Source organism: Luteibacter sp. PvP120, from assembly GCF_054055715.1.
This window is the reverse complement of the sequence record NZ_JBSRXP010000007.1, coordinates 132425-149571: the sequence shown is the minus strand read 5'-3', so window position 1 is coordinate 149571 and position 17147 is coordinate 132425. Positions and strand designations below refer to the sequence as shown.

General features: G+C 68.4%; 16 protein-coding genes. 3 read left to right on the top strand and 13 right to left on the bottom strand.

What is annotated here, in order from left to right; translation table 11 throughout:
• Positions 1-30: 30 nt before the first annotated feature.
• Positions 31-948, top strand: coding sequence for a VirK/YbjX family protein (locus ACVKN3_RS15230; RefSeq protein ID WP_285403012.1), 918 nt, complete (start codon positions 31-33; stop codon positions 946-948).
• Here ACVKN3_RS15230 and ACVKN3_RS15225 read toward each other — a convergent pair.
• The 6 genes from ACVKN3_RS15225 to ACVKN3_RS15200 all read right to left on the bottom strand — a co-directional run bounded on the left by ACVKN3_RS15225 (position 892) and on the right by ACVKN3_RS15200 (position 5735).
• A complete protein-coding gene (locus ACVKN3_RS15225; protein WP_354516020.1) occupies positions 892-1689 on the bottom strand; it encodes a glycosyltransferase family 2 protein in 798 nt (265 codons plus the stop codon). The two genes, ACVKN3_RS15230 and ACVKN3_RS15225, sit on opposite strands and share 57 nt — an antisense overlap.
• The gene (locus ACVKN3_RS15220; protein ID WP_354516022.1) at positions 1679-2968 is read right to left on the bottom strand and encodes an O-antigen ligase family protein; all 1290 of its coding nucleotides are present in this window, start codon (positions 2966-2968) and stop codon (positions 1679-1681) included. Before ACVKN3_RS15220 ends, ACVKN3_RS15225 begins: the two co-directional genes overlap by 11 nt.
• Positions 2965-4104, bottom strand: coding sequence for a glycosyltransferase (locus ACVKN3_RS15215; protein WP_036139518.1), 1140 nt, complete (start codon positions 4102-4104; stop codon positions 2965-2967). The genes ACVKN3_RS15220 and ACVKN3_RS15215 overlap by 4 nt, the downstream gene beginning before the upstream one ends.
• 61 nt (positions 4105-4165) lie before the next feature.
• Positions 4166-4372, bottom strand: coding sequence for a zinc-finger domain-containing protein (locus ACVKN3_RS15210; protein WP_036139517.1), 207 nt, complete (start codon positions 4370-4372; stop codon positions 4166-4168).
• Between the two features lie 109 nt (positions 4373-4481).
• Entirely contained in the window at positions 4482-5072 is a 591-nt protein-coding gene (locus tag ACVKN3_RS15205; protein ID WP_036139514.1) for a YceI family protein, read from the bottom strand.
• A gap of 69 nt (positions 5073-5141) precedes the next feature.
• Positions 5142-5735: a malonic semialdehyde reductase gene (locus tag ACVKN3_RS15200; protein WP_285403003.1), complete on the bottom strand. Its 594-nt coding sequence runs from the start codon at positions 5733-5735 to the stop codon at positions 5142-5144.
• A 97-nt stretch (positions 5736-5832) separates the two neighbouring features.
• Between ACVKN3_RS15200 and ACVKN3_RS15195 the strand changes: the two genes are divergently transcribed.
• A complete protein-coding gene (locus ACVKN3_RS15195; RefSeq protein ID WP_354516025.1) occupies positions 5833-6831 on the top strand; it encodes a mitochondrial fission ELM1 family protein in 999 nt (332 codons plus the stop codon).
• On the opposite strand, the gene ACVKN3_RS15190 is transcribed toward ACVKN3_RS15195, so the two are convergent.
• From ACVKN3_RS15190 to rpoZ, 5 genes are all read right to left on the bottom strand, one after another.
• Positions 6828-9422, bottom strand: coding sequence for a glycoside hydrolase family 31 protein (locus ACVKN3_RS15190; protein ID WP_354516027.1), 2595 nt, complete (start codon positions 9420-9422; stop codon positions 6828-6830). The genes ACVKN3_RS15195 and ACVKN3_RS15190 overlap by 4 nt on opposite strands.
• Positions 9423-9466: 44 nt before the next feature.
• Entirely contained in the window at positions 9467-11587 is a 2121-nt protein-coding gene (gene recG / locus ACVKN3_RS15185; protein WP_354516029.1) for an ATP-dependent DNA helicase RecG, read from the bottom strand.
• 16 nt (positions 11588-11603) lie between these two features.
• Positions 11604-11987, bottom strand: a complete 384-nt coding sequence (locus tag ACVKN3_RS15180) for a RidA family protein (RefSeq protein WP_285402994.1) — start codon at positions 11985-11987, stop codon at positions 11604-11606.
• A gap of 250 nt (positions 11988-12237) precedes the next feature.
• A complete protein-coding gene (locus ACVKN3_RS15175; RefSeq protein ID WP_354516031.1) occupies positions 12238-14424 on the bottom strand; it encodes a RelA/SpoT family protein in 2187 nt (728 codons plus the stop codon).
• 111 nt (positions 14425-14535) lie between these two features.
• Positions 14536-14826 carry a DNA-directed RNA polymerase subunit omega gene (gene rpoZ / locus ACVKN3_RS15170; protein ID WP_036139505.1) on the bottom strand — a complete coding sequence of 97 codons (291 nt, stop codon included), beginning with the start codon at positions 14824-14826 and terminating at the stop codon, positions 14536-14538.
• A gap of 185 nt (positions 14827-15011) precedes the next feature.
• On the opposite strand from rpoZ, the gene ACVKN3_RS15165 reads away from it, so the two are divergent.
• Positions 15012-15833 (top strand): MlaA family lipoprotein, encoded by an 822-nt coding sequence (locus tag ACVKN3_RS15165; protein ID WP_285402990.1) that lies wholly within the window; start codon positions 15012-15014, stop codon positions 15831-15833.
• Positions 15834-16176: 343 nt separating this feature from the next.
• Here ACVKN3_RS15165 and ACVKN3_RS15160 read toward each other — a convergent pair whose 3' ends face one another.
• Together ACVKN3_RS15160 and ACVKN3_RS15155 are read right to left on the bottom strand one after the other, a co-directional pair.
• Entirely contained in the window at positions 16177-16473 is a 297-nt protein-coding gene (locus ACVKN3_RS15160) for an STAS domain-containing protein (protein WP_354516034.1), read from the bottom strand.
• Positions 16470-17147 (bottom strand): MlaC/ttg2D family ABC transporter substrate-binding protein, encoded by a 678-nt coding sequence (locus ACVKN3_RS15155; RefSeq protein WP_285402986.1) that lies wholly within the window; start codon positions 17145-17147, stop codon positions 16470-16472. Before ACVKN3_RS15155 ends, ACVKN3_RS15160 begins: the two co-directional genes overlap by 4 nt.

Here is a 17147-nt window from a genome sequence, read left to right as displayed (position 1 = left end):
CGTACCCTTCGGAGACGGACCTTTTTTCCCATGCAGTCGATCTTTCGCTTCGCGCGTTCCTTACGCGGCCGTGGTGCCTGGCACCGCAAGCGCTCGCACGTCGTGAATGCCGTGATCAACTACCTGGGACGCAGCCTCACGCGCTGGCGCCGTCACGACGCGTGGCTGGCCTTCCTGGAGACGCCGCCCATGGCAGGCGTCTCGTCGATCGACACCATCCTCACCGAGCGCTACCAGCACCGCTACATCCACAAGGCATGGCCGTGGCAGAAGCGCATGGACGTGTTGCGCGGGCACTACGAGTTCGCGCTGACGCATTTCCCGCGCCCGCTCTTCCACATGCTCTACCGCGAACGGACGGTGCTGCTGGGCAAGGTGACGCTGCGCAACGGCGAACCGCTGTCGCTGGTGCTGAAGGCGCCCTACCGCCGCGCGCGGGAAGGCGAGATGACCCTGTCGCTGGTGGACCACCAGGGCATGCAGCTGTCCTATGCCGCCTTCTCTTTCATGGACGACGGCAAGGCCATCGCGATCGGCTGCCTGCAGGGCGCGCCCAACCACGCCGGGCTGGAAGCCGTGCGCGAGCTGACCCGCCAGTGCCACGGCCTGCGCCCGAAGAACCTGCTGCTCTCGCTGATCCGCGCGCTGGCCGAGGCATTCGAGGTGGAGCGCGTGCTGGGCATCTCCAACGAGTCGCATGTGTTCGCCGGCATCGCGGACAAGGTCAAGGCCGACTACAACGGCTTCTGGCGTGAGTCTGGCGGTACCGAAACCGCCGACGGCTTCTACGCCATGGCGCCGCACGAGCCGGTGCGTTGCGAGACCGAAGTGGAAAGCAAGCGGCGCAGCGAGTTCCGCCGTCGCGAAGCCCTGCGGCGCGAGGCCTGCGAACTAGTCGTCGCGGCGTTCGGTTTCGAACGCGCCGTGGCCATGCCGCTGGCCGCCTGACATGCGTCGTTCGTACAGCTTGGCGTATTTCAGGAACGCGTAGAACGCGTGCACGCGGGCCGCGACGAAGCCGGCCCAGCCGCCCCGCCAGTGCCCCCGCCAGACGTAGTACCGCGCGAACGCGATGCTCGGGTACACCACCATGCGCAGGCGCAGGAACCGTGGCTGGCGGGTCAGCCGGTCGCGTACCTGCAACGACGAATACCGATTGGCCTTGTCCACGCGGCCGCCGATGTCGCGCTCGCCGTAGTGGTCGATGATGGCGTCCAGGCGCCGCACCGGCCCGTCGACACGCACGCTCTCGTGCACCTCGTGGCCGCTCATCGCGGCGCGCGTACGATCGAACAGGCGCACATAGTGATTCAGGCGCGCGCGGTCGGGCTGCCAGCGCCAGAACACCCATTCGCGGCGAAGCAGTTCGAAGCCGGCCACGTCCGGCGCGACCAGGGCGGCCTGGATACGCTCGGCGGCCAGCGCCGGCAGGGCTTCGTCGGAGTCGAGCAGGAGCACCCAGCGATGCGCGGCCAGGTCGATGGCGGCCTGCTTCTGCGCGCTGTAGCCCGCGAACGGCTGCACGTGCACACGTGCCCCGTGCGAGCGGGCGATGTCGACGGTGGCGTCGGTGGAGCCGGAGTCCAGCAGCAGGATGTCGTCGGCGAAACGCACGGAAGCCAGGCAGGCGCCGATGGTCGCGGCGTTGTCGAACGAAGTGACTACCACGGACAGCGGCTCACGCGCCACGGCGAGGCACCTCGTCGGTCGCATCGGGCAGGTCGGCGAACAGCGCCGCGCACCACACCGCGAACAGCCAGGCCGTGAGCAGCCCCCACCACGCCGAATAGAAGGCCATGTGCGTGTTGAGCGGGAAGAATATCGCGAACAGCGCGACGGTGGCCGGAAAGGCCCGCGCACGCGCCACCGGGCCGGCGCGCCACCAGGTGCATACAGCCAGCACGGTGGCAGCCAGCCAGGCCAGCAGGCCGAGGGTGCCGGTTTCCGTCGCGGCTTCCAGCAGCACCTGGTGCGGATGACAGGCGCCCTCGCCTTCGCCGCATTTCTCGGTGGTCAGGAAATGATCGCCGGGCGTGGCGACGGACGGATAGGCGACGCGGAAGCCGCGCACGCCGACGCCGTTGATCGGGTGGGCTGCGTAGAGACGCAGCGAGGTGGTCCAGATATCCAGGCGACCGGTCAGCGCGGTGTCCACCCCAGCCTCGGTACCTGTCAGGGCCGGCAACGTGTGCGCCATGCGGTCGCGGAAGCGAGGCGATACCTGCCAGGCCAGGGCACCCACCAGGGCGACGACCACGCCCATGCCGAGGCAGGCCACCGCGAACCGACGGAAGCTGCCGGCTTCGCGCCAGAGGAAGGCCAACGCCACCAGCGCGTAGCAGAGCCAGGAAGCACGCGACCCGGACAACAGCACCGGCCCCATCGCCAGCAGGAAAGCGGCCAGCAGGCCACGACGGCCCCAGCGTTCGCGCGCGGCCCACAACAGGAAGGGCGCCAGGGCGGACACTGCGGGGCCGAGCTTGAGGTTGTAGGCGCCGAAGATGCCGGACAGCCGCTCGGGATGCGACGCCCCGGCCAGGCCATAACCGGTGATCGCCTGCACCCAGGCATCGACGACCCACACCGCCACGACGACGGCCGTGGCGAACCACAGGGCGCGCACCTTGCCCGGCCGACGCATGGCGAAGCAGGTGTAGATGCCCAGTGGCGCGAAGCGAAGGATGCCGGCCACGGTGCCCCAGGTCTTGCCAGGCGCCACGGCATCGATCGCCGAGACCAGCGCCGCGCCCGCATAGGCCGCGAACAGCCAGAGGAAAAGCCATGCGCCGGGGTGGTGCCGCAGGGCCTGCGGTTCGCGCACCAGCAGCAGGATCGTGCCGACCAGGGCGAGGAACACACCCAGCTCCGCGCTGCGACCGAAGGGCAGCAGCGCGGGAATCAGCCACACGGGCAACAGCGGCGACGCCAGTCCCGCTTTCAGCAGGGCGCCGGGCCGTGACGCGCTCACGCGACCGGCGCGCCTTCGACCACTTCCGCGTACAGCGCCAGCGTGGCCGACTGCATGTCGACCAGGCGATAGCTTCGCGGCGGCGGGATGGGCGGGGCGAAGCGCAGGAGTTCCGCGGCGCGCTCGACCAGGCGCTCGCGGTCGCCGGGCGGCACGCGACCGGCCGGATAGAGCTCGGCCAGCAACTCGCCCACGCCACCGTGGGCATAGCCCAGGACCGGGCGGCACAGGGCCAGTGCCTCGACCACGGTGCGGCCGAACGACTCAGGGCGTACAGACAGTTGCAGCACCAGATCGGACAGCGCGTAGACGTCGCGCACGTCGGCACGCGCGGGCGAGATGACCACGCGGTCGTCGAGCCCACGCGCATGGATCAGCTGGCGCAGTTCGGCCACGTAGGCTTCGCGCCCCGGCTCGTCGGCGCCCAGCAGGAGCAGGCGCACGTCGATGGCGCGCTGCTGGAGGTCGGCCACCAGCTCGATCGCATCCGCATGGCCTTTCAGGCGCGTGCCGCGACCCGGCAGGGTCAGCAGCGGCGCACCGGCCAGTTGGGGGTATTGCTCGTGGAACGCGCGCTGCCAGCTGTCGTCGGGGCGGTAGCCGTAAGGGAACGCCTCGGTGTCGATGCCGCGAGGGATGACCGAGATGCGGGCGGTGTCGATATCGTTCGGGTAATGGCGCAGCACGTAGTCGCGCAGGGTCTGCGAGACCACGATGACGCGCTCGCCGCGCAGCAGCACGGCGCTGTAACGGCTGGGGCTGTTGAGTCCGTGCACCGTGGTGACGAAGTGCGGGCGGGGTTTCACGCCGCGCATCGCCCACCAGCCGATCCAGGCCGGCAGTCGCGACCGTGCATGGACGATGTCGGGCTGGACCCGGCGCAGCACGCGGCGCAGGGCGCCGACGGTGAGCAGGGTGGCCAGTGACTTGCGGCCGATCGGGAGCGTGACGTGCTCGCTACCCTCGGCCTCCAGCTGGGCGACCAGGCGACCGCCGGCCGACACCACCACCGAGCGATGTCCCGCCGCCACCAGGGCCCGGGCGATTTCGAGCGTCGAGCGCTCCGCCCCGCCCGAATGGAGCGAGGGGATCAGCTGCACGACGGTCATCGTCCGGAGCGGGGCGACGGTGGCCATGGGTGGGTCCGTTGAGGGTGGTGACGCAGGCGAAGCACGAAACGTGCCCGCAAGGGCGCGTTCAATCCTTCAGGACGTAGTTGGCACCGCAATACATGCACTTGGAGGTGCCGCCCTCGTCCTCGATCGCCAGGTAGACGCGCGGATGCGAGTTCCACAGGTACATGCCGGGCATGGGACAGGACAGCGGCAGGTCGGCGCGCGTCACTTCATAGCGGTTTTCGGCATTCGCCGGGATCAGCGGCGCGGCCGCAGGATTGGGTCGCATGGGGAAACTCCGGGCGAAACGGTGGAACCGGGATCTGCGATGGTAACAAAAAAGAAAACCCGCGCCGTCGCCGGCGCGGGTCTTTCACGGACCGCGAGGCCCGCGGGGCTTACTTCTTCTCAGCGGACGCGTCGTGGCCTTCGGTCGTGATGCGGATCTTGATCTCGTCCGACACGTTGGGCACATACGCGCCGACGCCGAAGTCGGAGCGCTTGATGGTGGCGGTGGCGTCGAAGCCGACCGACTGCACCTTCATCATCGGATGCGGGCCGACCTTGTTCAGCGTGACGTCGAGCGTGACCGGCTTGGTTACGCCGTGCGCGGTGAGGTCGCCGGTGACCTTCAGCTTGTCCTTGCCGGCCGACACGACCTTCGTGCTCTTGAAGGTGATGTTCGGGTACTTGGCGGCGTCGAGGAAGTCGGCCGACTTCAGGTGCTCGTCGAGCTTGGGCACGAAGGTATCCAGGCCGGAGAGCGGCAGGGTCACTTCCACGGTGGACTTGGTGGGAGCGGCCTCGTCGTACACCAGCGTGCCGTCGACCTGGCCGAGGTTGGCGGTCGGGTTGGAGAAGCCGAAGTGGTTCCAGCTGAACAGGACCATGGTGTGGGTCGGGTCGAGCTTGTAGGTGACCGGGGCGGCGACGGCGGTGCCGGCGGTGGCGAGCAGGCCAGCGAGGGCGACGTAACGGAGCATGCGCATGGGTGGTTCTCCAGCAGTGTGGGTACGACTAGGACGGCGGGAACGAAAGGTCACCGCGGGAAAGGGGTGTCACGCGATCTGCGCGGCTTCCTCGAAGCTGAGCCGCGGCAGGCGGTCATACAGATGCTGGCTGGCATCGCCATAGCCGATGTTCACCAGGAAATTGGACTTGACGGTGGTGCCGGCGAAGAACTCGGCATCCACGCCGGCCTGGTCGAACCCGGACATCGGGCCGCAGTCCAGGCCCAGGGCACGGGCGGCCATGATGAGGTACGCACCCTGCAGCGACCCGTTGCGCATGCCCGAGGACTGGATCATGTCTTCCTTGCCGACAAACCAGCTGCGCGCATCCGCATGTGGGAACAGCTTGGGCAGCTGGTCGTAGAACGCAAAATCGGTGGCCACGATGGCGGTGACCGGGGCCTGCATCGATTTCTCGGCGTTCGACTCGGCGAGGTAGGGCTTGAGACGCGCCTTGGCGTCGGCGGACTTGATGAACATGATGCGCATGGGCGACGAGTTGGCCGCGGTGGGACCGAACTTCGCCAGCTCGTACAACCGGTGGAGCTGGTCGTCGGTCACTTCCCTGGGCAGCCACGCGTTATAGGTGCGGGCGGTGAGGAACAACTGGTCCAGCGATGCATCGGACAGCGGAGCGCTCATGGATATCCTTGTACAGTGACGAGACGCCAAACTCTGGCATTCCGACAGTGTAAGCGCCCCGGCGCCCCGTGTGGACCGGTCGGACAAGGAACGAAGTGTGCAAAAAACGATACCAATCGCCGAGCGCGGCCCCTGCTGGGTGATCACCGACGGGGCGGCGGGCAACCGGCGACAAGCGCTGGCGCTGGCCGAAGCACTCACTCCCTCCATCCGCGAGATCGTCGTCGAACTGCGCGCGCCCTGGTCGTGGGCCGCGCCACGCCTGCTGCCACTCGGCCGGCTGGCGCTCGGTCGCCACGAGCACCACCTGCGGCCACCGTGGCCACCGCTCGTCATCGGCTGCGGCCGCGCCGCCGCCTGGGCGACACGGCAGGTCCGCCAGTGGTCGCAGGGGGCCACGCTGGCCGTGCAGGTGCTCGACCCGCGGCTGGACCCGCACCACTGGGACCTGGTGATCGCTCCGGCACACGATGGCCTGGCGGGCGACAACGTGCTCACGCCGCTGGGGTCGCTGCATCCGATCGACGATGCCTGGCTGGCCGACGGCCGTGACGCCTTTCCCTGGCTGGCCGACCTGCCCGGCCCGCGCCTGGGCGTACTGCTCGGCGGACACCGGCGTGGCGCGCCTTTCGAACGTACCGCCGTGGATGCGTTCCTGGCCGCCGTGCGCGCACGCCACGCGAAGGATGGCGGCAGCGTGCTGGTGGCGGCCTCGCGGCGCACGCCCGCCGCGCTGCTGCCGACCTTCCGCGAGGCCTTCGCCGGGCTGCCTGGGCTGGTCTGGACCGGCGACCACGACGGCGCCAACCCCTACCCCGGCATCCTGGCGTGGGCAGACCGCCTGGTGGTCACGCCGGATTCGGTGAACATGCTCTCGGAAGCCTGCGCCACGGGCGCCCCCGTGCACACGTTCACCTCGGCGCCACTGGACGCGAAGCTGGCCCGGTTCCATGCCGGGTTGCGGCAGGCCGGCCTGTTGCACGACCTGGACGCCGACACACCTGCCCGGCAGGCACCGCTGCGGGAAACCGCCCGGATCGCGGCGGACGTGCGCCGGCACCTGGGCCTGGCCCCGCTGGCCCCGCTGCCCGCCTAGCGCCCGAGACGGCTACGGAAGCCGGCGCGCAGGTCGGCCGCTACATGGGCGGCCTCCAGGGTGGCGTCCAGCGTCGCCAGCCGTCCGCGGAAGGCCGCCACTTCCGCCGCGAACCGGTCGGGGTGGTAGTCGATGAGCAGGTCGGCCTGCGCCGCGGCCGAGAGTTCGTCGGGAAGGCCGCCGAAGTCGACCCAGTGGCCTTTCAGCCAGGCGACGGCCTCGCGCACGTCACGCATCTGGCCGACCAGTCCGTCCACATCCGGCGCATCCGCGGGCCAGGTCACCTCGACCACCTGCGGCTGTGCCGCCGCGTGTTCGGGCAGCGCCACGTGCAGCGTGAGGTCGCGGCCCGTGAGTCGCCACGTGCCCGGCGCGCCATCGTCCGCGCGGGTGAGCGTCACGCCGTCGACGGTAACGCGCGAGGGCATGGCCACCGCGACGAAATCGACCGACCAGCGACGCGACGCGGGCATGCCCGGATAACTGCCGTCGCGTGCGGCGATGCGCAGGCGCATGCCGTGGGGTCGCTTCTCCGTCGCCAGCGCCGTGCGCGCGAAGGCGCTGCCACGATAGGCCTCGTCGTCGCCGGCATCTTCATACAGCTCGGCCGTGGCCTGGCCACCGGGGTACACGCGCAACGTACGTGCGCCGGTGTCGTGGGACACGCTCAGCGTGGGATCGGCGCTGGTGGGAACGATAGCGCCGGCGCGCGCGAACACGGGTGTTTCGTCCAGGCGGTAGCGTCCCTGCACCGTGCGATCGCCCCGCAACGAACGGCCCCGCACGGTATCGAACCAGGCACCCCGCGGCAGCCAGGTCTCGCGAACGGCGAAGCCGTCCGCACCCGCCGCCGCCGTGACCGGATCGACCAGCAGGTCGTCGCCGAACAGGTACTCGCCGTCGCTGCGATAGGAGCGATCGTCGTCGGGCCACGCGTAGTACAGCGGCCGGACCAGCGAGACACCGGTGTCGTATGCCTTGCGGGCCATGGTGTAGGTGTAGGGCAACAAGCGGTAGCGCGTCAGCACCGACTCGCGCAGGGCATCGAACTCGGCCGGCGCGAACCGCCAGGGCTCCTTGCGAAGGTTGGGGTTCTTGGTGGTGTGCGTGCGCATGATCGGGCTGTAGGCACCGAACTGCATCCAGCGCACATAGAGCTCCGGATCGATCCGTCGCGTGGCCGGATCGCTTTCGTCGCGGAAGGTGTGGCCGCCGAGGTCGTGGCTCCAGTAGCCGTACAGCACGTTCGATGCCGTCGCAGTGAACCGGGGCTGGAACGCCAGCGAGGCCCACGAGATGATCGAATCGCCCGAGAAACCCACCTGGTAACGATGATTACCGAGGCCGCCCCAGCGGTGGTAGATCAAGGCGCGCTTGCTGTCGGTCTGCTGCATGCGGGTGAAGAACACATGGTTGAGCCACCACGTGTTGCTCAGGCCCGGCATGGCCTTGGACTCGCGCCATTGCTGCCAGTCCAGCCACCAGAAGCTCACGCCCATGCGGTGCAGCGGATCGAGCACGGTGTCGAACAGGGCCGACATATAGGCGGCATCGGCCGCCTCGAATGGCAGCGGATGGGCGGGGTCGGCCTTCATCCGTGCCATGAACGCGGCATAGGCGTCCTCGTGCGGCAATACACCGGACGCGGGATGCAGGTTCAGGGTGACCTTCAGGCCCTGCTCGCCCAGCCAGTGCAGCAGCCGCTGCGGGTCGGGGAACAGGCTGCGGTTCCACGAGAATCCCGTCCAGCCGGGGGTCTGCCCGGCGACGTCCCGCTCGTTGCCGCCGGACGACAGGCCGGGCGTGGTATGCCAGTCCATGTCGATGACCAGCACGTCCAGCGGGATGCCATAGCGCGCGAAGTCGGCGGCCACCTGGCGCACCTCGCTGTCGCTGTAGTTCCAGTAGCGCGACCACCAGTAACCGAACGCGTAGCGCGGCGGCAGCGGCTCACGCCCGGCAACCTGCGCGAAATCGCCCAGCGCCGCCACGTAGTCGTGGCCGTAGCCGAAGAAGGTCCAGTCGGTGCAGGTGGCGCACTCGCGACGATGCACCCAGGGCAACGCCTCGCTGCCGAAGACGAAGCTGCCGGTGTCGTCGACCAGGTGCCAGCCGTCGCGTGACAGCAGGCCGTCGCCCAGGTCGAGCGGCGTGTTGTCGGACGCATGACGGTCGCCGTCCACCTGGTCCAGCGTGCGTGCCGTGCCACCGAGGTTGTGCGCTTCCTTCAGCCCGGGATGCCACGCCAGTGCGGGCGTGAGTTGCTTCGACGCGATGCTGAGGTTGTCTGCGCTGAAGGGGCCCGAGCCTTCCTTGTAGCGCAGCGTGAGCAGGGCCGTGCGGATGACCAGCCAGCCGTTGTCGTGGGACACGCTGGCGGGCACGTCGGCGCCGTTGCCGCGCGTGGCGAAGACCAGCGAAGGACGATCTTCGAACTGTGTCGACGGCGCGTATTCCATACGGATGACACGCGGGGTAAGGACCGTGAAGCGGGCCTCGCCACTGACGACCGGAGCAGCGTGCGCGGGGAGCGCCAGCATGGCGAGCAGGAGAAGGGCCGTGGACACCACGGCGGCCCGGATCACAGTCATTCGCATGCCCCCATCGAAGGAAGCTACGACTCTAGCACGCTGTTTCAGGCGTCCACATAGCGTGCCGCATCGCCCACCCAGCGCGCGATGAGGCGCTCGCAGCGCGCGGGGTGCTCGGCCATCATCGCCTCGGCCACTCGCTGCACCTCGGGCATGAGGTGGCCGTCGCGTGTGAGGTCGGCGATGCGGAACTGCAGCTGCCCGGTCTGCCGCGTGCCCAGCACTTCGCCCGGGCCGCGCAGTTCCAGGTCCTTCTCGGCGATGCGGAAGCCGTCGTTGGTCTCGCGCATCACCTGCAGGCGCTCGCGCGCCAGCCGGGACAGCGGCGTTTGGTAGAGCAGCACGCAGTTCGAGGCGATAGCGCCGCGCCCGACGCGCCCGCGCAACTGGTGCAGCTGCGCCAGGCCCAGGCGCTCGCTGTTCTCGATCACCATGAGGCTGGCGTTGGGCACGTCCACACCGACTTCAATGACGGTGGTGGCGACCAGCACGGCAAGTTCGCCGGCCTTGAACGCATCCATCACCGCCTGTTTTTCCTTCGGCTTCATGCGCCCGTGGATCAGGCCCACGGCCAGGTCCGGCAGGCCCGTGGTCAGTTCCGCGTGCGCGACCTCGGCGGCCTGCGCGTTGAGCTGTTCGGATTCCTCGATCAGCGTGCACACCCAGTACACCTGCCGCCCCTGCATGCAGGCGGCGTGGATGCGCTCCATGACCTCGTAGCGACGTTCGTTGGAGATCGCCACGGTCTGCACCGGCGTACGGCCGGGGGGCAGTTCGTCGATCGAGGACACATCGAGATCGGCGTAGGCACTCATGGCCAGCGTGCGCGGGATGGGCGTGGCGGTGAGCACCAGTTGGTGCGGAATGAGTGCGCCGTCGGCGCCCTTGTCGCGCAGGGCGAGGCGCTGGTGCACACCGAAGCGGTGCTGCTCGTCGACGATGACCAGCCCCAGCTTGTGGAACGCCACGCCCTCCTGCATCAGTGCGTGCGTGCCGACGACGACGTGCGCCTGCCCGTCCGCCGCACGAGCCAGGGCGCTCTTGCGTGCCTTGCCTTGTACCTTGCCGGCCAGCCACTCCACTTCCAGGCCGAGCGGCTCCAGCCAGGCGCGGAAGTTGCGCAGGTGCTGCTCGGCCAGCAGTTCGGTCGGCGCCATCAGGGCCACCTGGTAACCGCTTTCCACCGCGGCGACGGCGGCCAGCGCAGCGACCACGGTCTTGCCGCTGCCTACGTCACCCTGCACCAGGCGCAGCATCGGATGCGCGCGCGACAGGTCGCGTGCCACTTCCTTCGACACGCGCGCCTGCGCACCGGTAAGCGCGAACGGCAGCGCGGCCAGCAGGCGATCCTTCAGCGTGCCGGCGCTTTTCAGTGCCGGTGCCTTGCGCTCCTTCACCGCCGCGCGCATACGACGCAGGGTGAGGTGCTGGGTCAGCAATTCCTCGAAGGCCAGGCGCTGCTGCGCGGGATGCCGGCCCGCCTCGAGCTGGCGCAGGTCGACGTCCGTCGGTGGCCGGTGCACGTAGGCCAGCGCGTCGCGCAACGAGGTGAGCCCCGCCGGGCGACCGATGTCCTCGGGGATGAGTTCGAGGCGATCGTCGGTGGGCAGGTGGGCCAGCGCGCGACCGATGACACTGGCGAGGCGCCGCGGGCCCAGGCCCTCCGTGGTGGGATAGACCGGCGTGAGCCGCTCGTCCATCAGCACGGCCTCGTCGGCCTCGATGCGCTGGTATTGCGGGTGGACGATCTCCAGGCCTTGCGGGCCCTGGCGTACTTCGCCGAAGCAGAGCAACCGCGCGCCCTTGGGCAACTGGTCCACCTGCGACTTGCGGAAGTGGAAGAAGCGCAGCAGCAGCGGGCGTCCGGAATCGTCGCCGATGATCACCTTCAGCTGCGGCCGGAAGCGGAAGCCGCGCTCGACGTGCTCGACCACGCCCTCGACCTGCGCACGATCGCCCGGGCGAAGGTCGCCGATGGGCACGACGGTGGTGCGGTCCTCGTAGCGAAGCGGCAGGTGGAACCAGAGGTCCTGGACCTCGCGAAGGCCCAGCTTGCGCAAGGTCTCGGCCAGGGCCGGGCCCACGCCACCGAGCGAGGTCAGCGGCGCACGCCCGGGGTCCGCCGCCGGACTGGCGGCGGACGGGGGTGTCGCGCGTCGGGCCACGGGAACGGGGCGGGCCTTACGGCAGGACGAGGATCGCGTCGACCTCGACCTGGGCGGCCTTGGGCAGGCCCGAGACCTCGATGGTGGAACGCGCCGGGTACGGCTGCTGGAAGTATTCGGCCATCACCGCGTTCACGGCGGCGAAGTTGCCCAGGTCGGTCACGTAGATGCCCACGCGGACGATATCCGCCAGCGTGCCGCCCGCCGCCTCGGCGACCGCGACGAGGTTGTCGAACACGCGCCGCGTCTGCGCGGTGATGTCCCCGTCGACCAGGTTGCCCGTGGCGGGATCGAGCGGGATCTGGCCCGAGAAATACACGGTGTTGCCGGCACGAACGGCCTGCGAATACGGGCCAATGGCGGACGGCGCCTTGTCGGTAGCGATGGTGCTGCGGGTCATGGGGAGGGTCCTTGTGGGATCGACCGCCAGTCTATCCATGCCGTGGAATCGCCGCTAGCGAGGTGTGCCCGCACCTCGCGGTAGGAGCGCACGATGTGCGCGAAAAGCCAACAAAGCGGTGCAGAGGCAAGACCTCAAGGGCTACGCAAGCCCCATTCGCGCACATCGTGCGCTCCTACCCACGGCAATGGGGGACCGTGCGAGTGGTTGGGGACGGCGCGGGTGGTTGGGGGTGGCGCGGGTGGGGTCGTCAGAGCGGGTGGCGGTACACGCCGCTGACGACGCCGGTGCGGCGGACGCGGCGCATGACGTCGGCGAGGTGCTTGCGGCCCTTGACCTCGATGGCGAACAGCAGCGTGGCGGCGGTGCTGTCGCGCTCGATGTATTCGACGTTCTCGATGTTGGAACCGGCATCGGCGATGGCGGCGGCCACGGTGGCGAGCACGCCGGGGCGGTTGAGCACCTCGATGCGCAGTTCGGCGCGGTAGTCGCCGGCCACGTCGCGGTCCCACTCGATGGCCACGATGCGCTCGGGCGTCTTGCGGAATTCCGGTACGTTCGGGCATTCCACCCGGTGCACCACGATGCCCTTGCCCGAGGACAGGAAGCCGATGATCTCGTCGCCCGGCAACGGGTGACAACAGTTGCCGAAGCTGAGCACCCCGCGCTCGGCACCGCTGATGCGGATCTTTTCCGCGCTGTGCTGCTGCTCGGACGACGTCTGCGGGCCACCGGCGCCCGGGCCCAGCAGGCCGAGCAGTTGCACGGCGACCTGGTCGGCGAAACGGTTGCCCAGCGCGATCTCGGAAAGCAGTTCTTCCAGGCGCTTCAGCTTCGCGTCTTCGAGGAAGCGGTCCAGCGTGGCGGCCGGCACGGCGTCGAGGCTCATGCCACGCGCATCGAGCGCGCGGTCGAGCATGCGATGGCCGAAATCCACGGCGTCCTCGTGCTGCAGGTGCTTGAGGTACTGGCGAATGGCGGTACGCGCCTTGCCCGTCACCACCGCCTCGAGCCAGGCGGGGTTCGGCACGGCGGAGGGTGCGGTGATGATCTCCACCTGCTGGCCCGAGACCAGGCGCGTGCGCAGCGGCACCAGCTTCTTGTCCACGCGGGCCGCTACCGCGTGATCGCCCACGTCGGTGTGCACGGCATAGGCGAAATCCAGCGCCGTGGCGTTGCGCGGCAGCGAGAAGATCTCGCCGCGCGGCGTGAACAGGTAGACCTCGTCCGGGAACAGGTCGATCTTGACGTTTTCGAGGAATTCCGAGGCCGACGGTGTATTGGCCTGGCTATCGGCCAACGCGGACAACCACTCCCGGGCGCGAGCCTGCGCGCTGTTGGACGGACCGGAGTCGGTCTTGTAGGCCCAGTGCGCGGCCACGCCGCGTTCGGCCACCGACTCCATCTCCGAGGTGCGGATCTGGATCTCGATGGGGGCGCCGAACGGACCCAGCAACACGGTGTGCAGCGACTGGTAGCCGTTACCCTTGGGTATGGCGATGAAATCCTTGAAGCGGCCGTCCACCGGCTTGTACAAGCCGTGCACGGCGCCGAGCGCCATGTAGCAGTGCATGGCGCTGTCGGTAATGACGCGAAAGCCGTAGACGTCCATCAGCTGCGCGAACGATTTATGGTCGCCGCGCATCTTCGAATAGATACTCCACGCCGACTTGATCCGGCTGACGGCGCGGCCGGGGATCTTCTCGGCGGCCAGGCGCCCCTCGAGGGCCATCTCGATCTTCGCCATGGCCTCGCGGCGATTGCCGATGGCCGCCCGGATACGCTCGCCGATGATGCGGTGGCGATCCGGATACAACGCCTTGAAACCCAGGTCCTGCAGCTCGGCCTTGAACTTGTTCATGCCCAGGCGCTGCGCGATGGGCGCGTAGATCTCCAGCGTTTCGCGAGCGATGCGGCGACGCGAGGGGGCGTCCTTCGCCCCCAGGGTGCGCATGTTGTGCAGACGGTCGGAGAGCTTGATCAGGATGACGCGCAGGTCGCGCGCCATGGCCAGGAGCATCTTGCGGAAGCTTTCCGCATCGGCTTCCTGGCGGCTGGAAAACCGCATCTTGTCGAGCTTGGTGACGCCGTCGACCAGCTCGGCCACGGTCTCGCCGAATTCGCCGGCCAGTTCGTCCCGCGCCAGCCGGGTGTCTTCCAGGGTGTCGTGCAGGATGGCCGCGATGATCGTCTCGGCATCCAGGCCCAGTTCGGCCAGCACGTGGGCCACCGCCACCGGGTGCGTGATGTAAGGCTCGCCGGATTTACGCGTCTGCCCCTCGTGCGCGGCGGCACCGATGAGGAAGGCGCGCCGGATACGCAGCACCTGGTCGTGCGGCAGGTAGGTACCTACCCGTTCTTCGAGAGCCTGGACGTAAGGCGGCACCGGGCCGTCGTCCAGCACATCGGTCAGTTTCTTGACGGGAATGACTTCCATGGAAGGCCCTGTGCCGTCAGCCGGCACAGCCTCCCGCGCGCGGCGTCAGCGGCCGCGCGTCAGGGCGCGCAACGTTCGGATAAATGCAGGGCCGACAGCGACCCGGCATCATCAGTCATCCCCGCCCTTGGAGAGGTCGTCGTCCACTTCCGTGGCGGCCCACTCGAGGGCTTCGCGCTCGGCACGCTCGCGGGCGGCGCGGTCGATTTCGTCGATCATCTCGTCGTTGACGCGGCGGTCGGCGATTTCGCGCAGGGCGAGCACGGTCGGCTTGTCGTTGTCAGGATCGATGGTGGGCTCGGCACCCTTGGACAGCTGGCGCGCGCGCTTGGTCGCCATGAGCACCAGCTCAAAGCGGTTGTCGACTACCTCAAGGCAGTCTTCGACGGTAATTCGGGCCATTTCTAATCCTTGACAATAAAGATACTTCTGACCGGGCAGTTTAGCGGTCCGGCCCATTGGCTGGCAATGAGGGGACGGGTATCATGTGGGGTTCTGACCAGGAAGGGCGGGTAGTAGTGCAAATAATAAAACCAGGCAGTACACTAACCCATCGCCCCACCCCCGAAGCCACTCCGATGCGCCCCATGCCCCTTTTCCGGATCATCCGTCGTGCCGTCGGCCTCGCGTCGCTGGCGCTGCTTGCCGCGTGTCACATCGCGCCGCCCCGCACCGACGACCCGAACGAAAACTTCAACCGGAAGGTGTACGCCTTCAACGACAAGCTGGACAAGGCGATCATCCGCCCTGTCGCGGTAGGTTACCGGAAGATCACCAACCCGCCCGTCCGTACGGCGGTCAGTGACTTCTACACCAATATCCGCCTGCCGATCACCATCGGCAACCAGCTGCTCCAGTTCCGTCCCGGCCAGGCGGCCGTGACCACGGGTCGCTTCGTGGTGAACCTGACCATCGGCGTCCTCGGCTTCAAGGACCCGGCCAGCATGCTCGGCATGCCGCTGTACGACAGCGACTTCGGCGTCACCCTGGCCCGCTGGGGCGTCCCCGAGGGCAACTACCTGGTCATGCCGCTGATCGGCCCGACCACGGTGCGCGACGTCTGGCGCCTGCCGGTAGACAGCTACTTCTTCGACCCGCTGAGCTACCTGAGCCGCAACCACGACTTCCACAGCGGCCAGTACTACGCCCCGTCGGTCCTGTACCTCATCACGGTCCGCGCCCGCGCGATCGATGCCGAGAGCTTCCTCGCTTCGGCCTACGATCCGTACGTGTTTCTGCGCGACGCCTATCGCCAGCAGCGCCTCTACCAGATCTACGACGGCAATCCGCCCGCCGAAGCGATCGAGCAGATGCAGGGGCTGAGCGACAGCAACAAGGATTTCGACCCGGAGCAGCTTCTGGACGAACAACACAAGTGGGAACGGTCGAACGGGCAGAAGCCCAACTGATCAAGAAAGGGCCCTTCGGGGCCCTTTTTTTGGTCCTGGCTTGGGCGGTTTTCGGACGTGGGTGCGTCGGCGGCTCGGGGACTCGGGGACTCGGCGGCTCGGCGGCTCGGGAACTCGGGAACTCGGGGTAGGAGCGCACGCACGTGCGCGACATGTGTTGAGGCCGTGCCTTGACCCTCGCGCGTTAGCCCATGCGTGGACGCGACGCCTTTCGCGCACGAGCGTGCGCTCCTACACACCTATCGGGGACCTCAGCGCTTGGACGTGTGACCGGCCCGCCAAATCGCACCCATGAAAAAGGCCCCGCAGGGCCTGGATCAAACGATCATCGACACAAACAAAGCTAGAGCAACGCGTCGACGCCCGACACCCGCGCCAGCGCATGCAGGCCCTGCGGCGCACGGGCGACCGAGATCGCCCTGCCCTTCGTCCTGCCATGGGCCAGCAAGGCCAGCACCGTAGCGAGACCGGCGCTATCGGCGTGCGACACGCCACCCAGGTCCAGCACGGTATGGTTGCCGCGATCCAGCTCGGCGCGGGCGCCGTCAAGGGCCGCGGCCGCCGTGGCGAACGTGAGATCGCCGGACACCGCGAGGGTGTCCGGCGAGGGCGTCGCCAGCGAGAACGACGCCTGGCTCACTTGCCGGCGCCGCCCGTGTCTTTCTTCATGTCGTCGATGGCGCCCGCACCCTTGGTCTCGAGGTCGGTGGTCAGCTTGTCGAGGCCTTCCTTCTTGATCTCGGCATCCACCTGGTTGCGGTAGTTGGTGATGTACGAGATGCCTTCGATGATCACGTCGTAGGCCTTCCAGTCACCCGACTTCGACTTGCGGAACGCGTAGTCGACCGAGACCGACTTGCCGTCGTCGAGCATGACCTGGGTGCGGACCACGGTGCGCTTGTTGTTGAGGTCGCCGGAGGAAGGCAGCACCTTGACCTTGCCGCGCGTGTAGTTCAGCAGGCCTTCGGCGTAACGATGGGTGATCGAGTTGTAGAACGCCTTGGCGAAGCGTTCGCGCTGCTCGGGGGTGGCCTTCGAGGCGTTCTGGCCCAGCACCAGGATCGACGCATAGTCGATATCGAAGTGCGGCAGGAACGTATCGTCGATGACCGCGATCAGTTTCTCGTGATCGTTCTTGAGCTCGGCCTGATGGCCTTCGATGGCCTTGCCCAGGTCGTCGGAGATGGTCTGGACGATCTGCTCCGGGCCCTGCTGCTGGCCGGCGGAGGCCGGCGCGGCATCCTGGGCGAGCACGGGTGCTGCCACGACGCTGCCGAGGGCAAGGGCGATGGCGAGGGAAATCTGACGCAGCAT

Bases quoted from the DNA above. Each gene is read 5' to 3' on its own strand.
- ACVKN3_RS15230 (WP_285403012.1), top strand. From the start codon at position 31: ATGCAGTCGATCTTTCGCTTCGCGCGTTCCTTACGCGGCCGTGGTGCC.
- ACVKN3_RS15215 (WP_036139518.1), bottom strand. From the start codon at position 4,104: ATGGCCACCGTCGCCCCGCTCCGGACGATGACCGTCGTGCAGCTGATC.
- ACVKN3_RS15210 (WP_036139517.1), bottom strand. From the start codon at position 4,372: ATGCGACCCAATCCTGCGGCCGCGCCGCTGATCCCGGCGAATGCCGAA.
- ACVKN3_RS15205 (WP_036139514.1), bottom strand. From the start codon at position 5,072: ATGCGCATGCTCCGTTACGTCGCCCTCGCTGGCCTGCTCGCCACCGCC.
- ACVKN3_RS15200 (WP_285403003.1), bottom strand. From the start codon at position 5,735: ATGAGCGCTCCGCTGTCCGATGCATCGCTGGACCAGTTGTTCCTCACC.
- ACVKN3_RS15190 (WP_354516027.1), bottom strand. From the start codon at position 9,422: ATGACTGTGATCCGGGCCGCCGTGGTGTCCACGGCCCTTCTCCTGCTC.
- ACVKN3_RS15180 (WP_285402994.1), bottom strand. From the start codon at position 11,987: ATGACCCGCAGCACCATCGCTACCGACAAGGCGCCGTCCGCCATTGGC.
- ACVKN3_RS15175 (WP_354516031.1), bottom strand. From the start codon at position 14,424: ATGGAAGTCATTCCCGTCAAGAAACTGACCGATGTGCTGGACGACGGC.
- rpoZ (WP_036139505.1), bottom strand. From the start codon at position 14,826: ATGGCCCGAATTACCGTCGAAGACTGCCTTGAGGTAGTCGACAACCGC.
- ACVKN3_RS15165 (WP_285402990.1), top strand. From the start codon at position 15,012: ATGCCCCTTTTCCGGATCATCCGTCGTGCCGTCGGCCTCGCGTCGCTG.
- ACVKN3_RS15155 (WP_285402986.1), bottom strand. From the start codon at position 17,147: ATGCTGCGTCAGATTTCCCTCGCCATCGCCCTTGCCCTCGGCAGCGTC.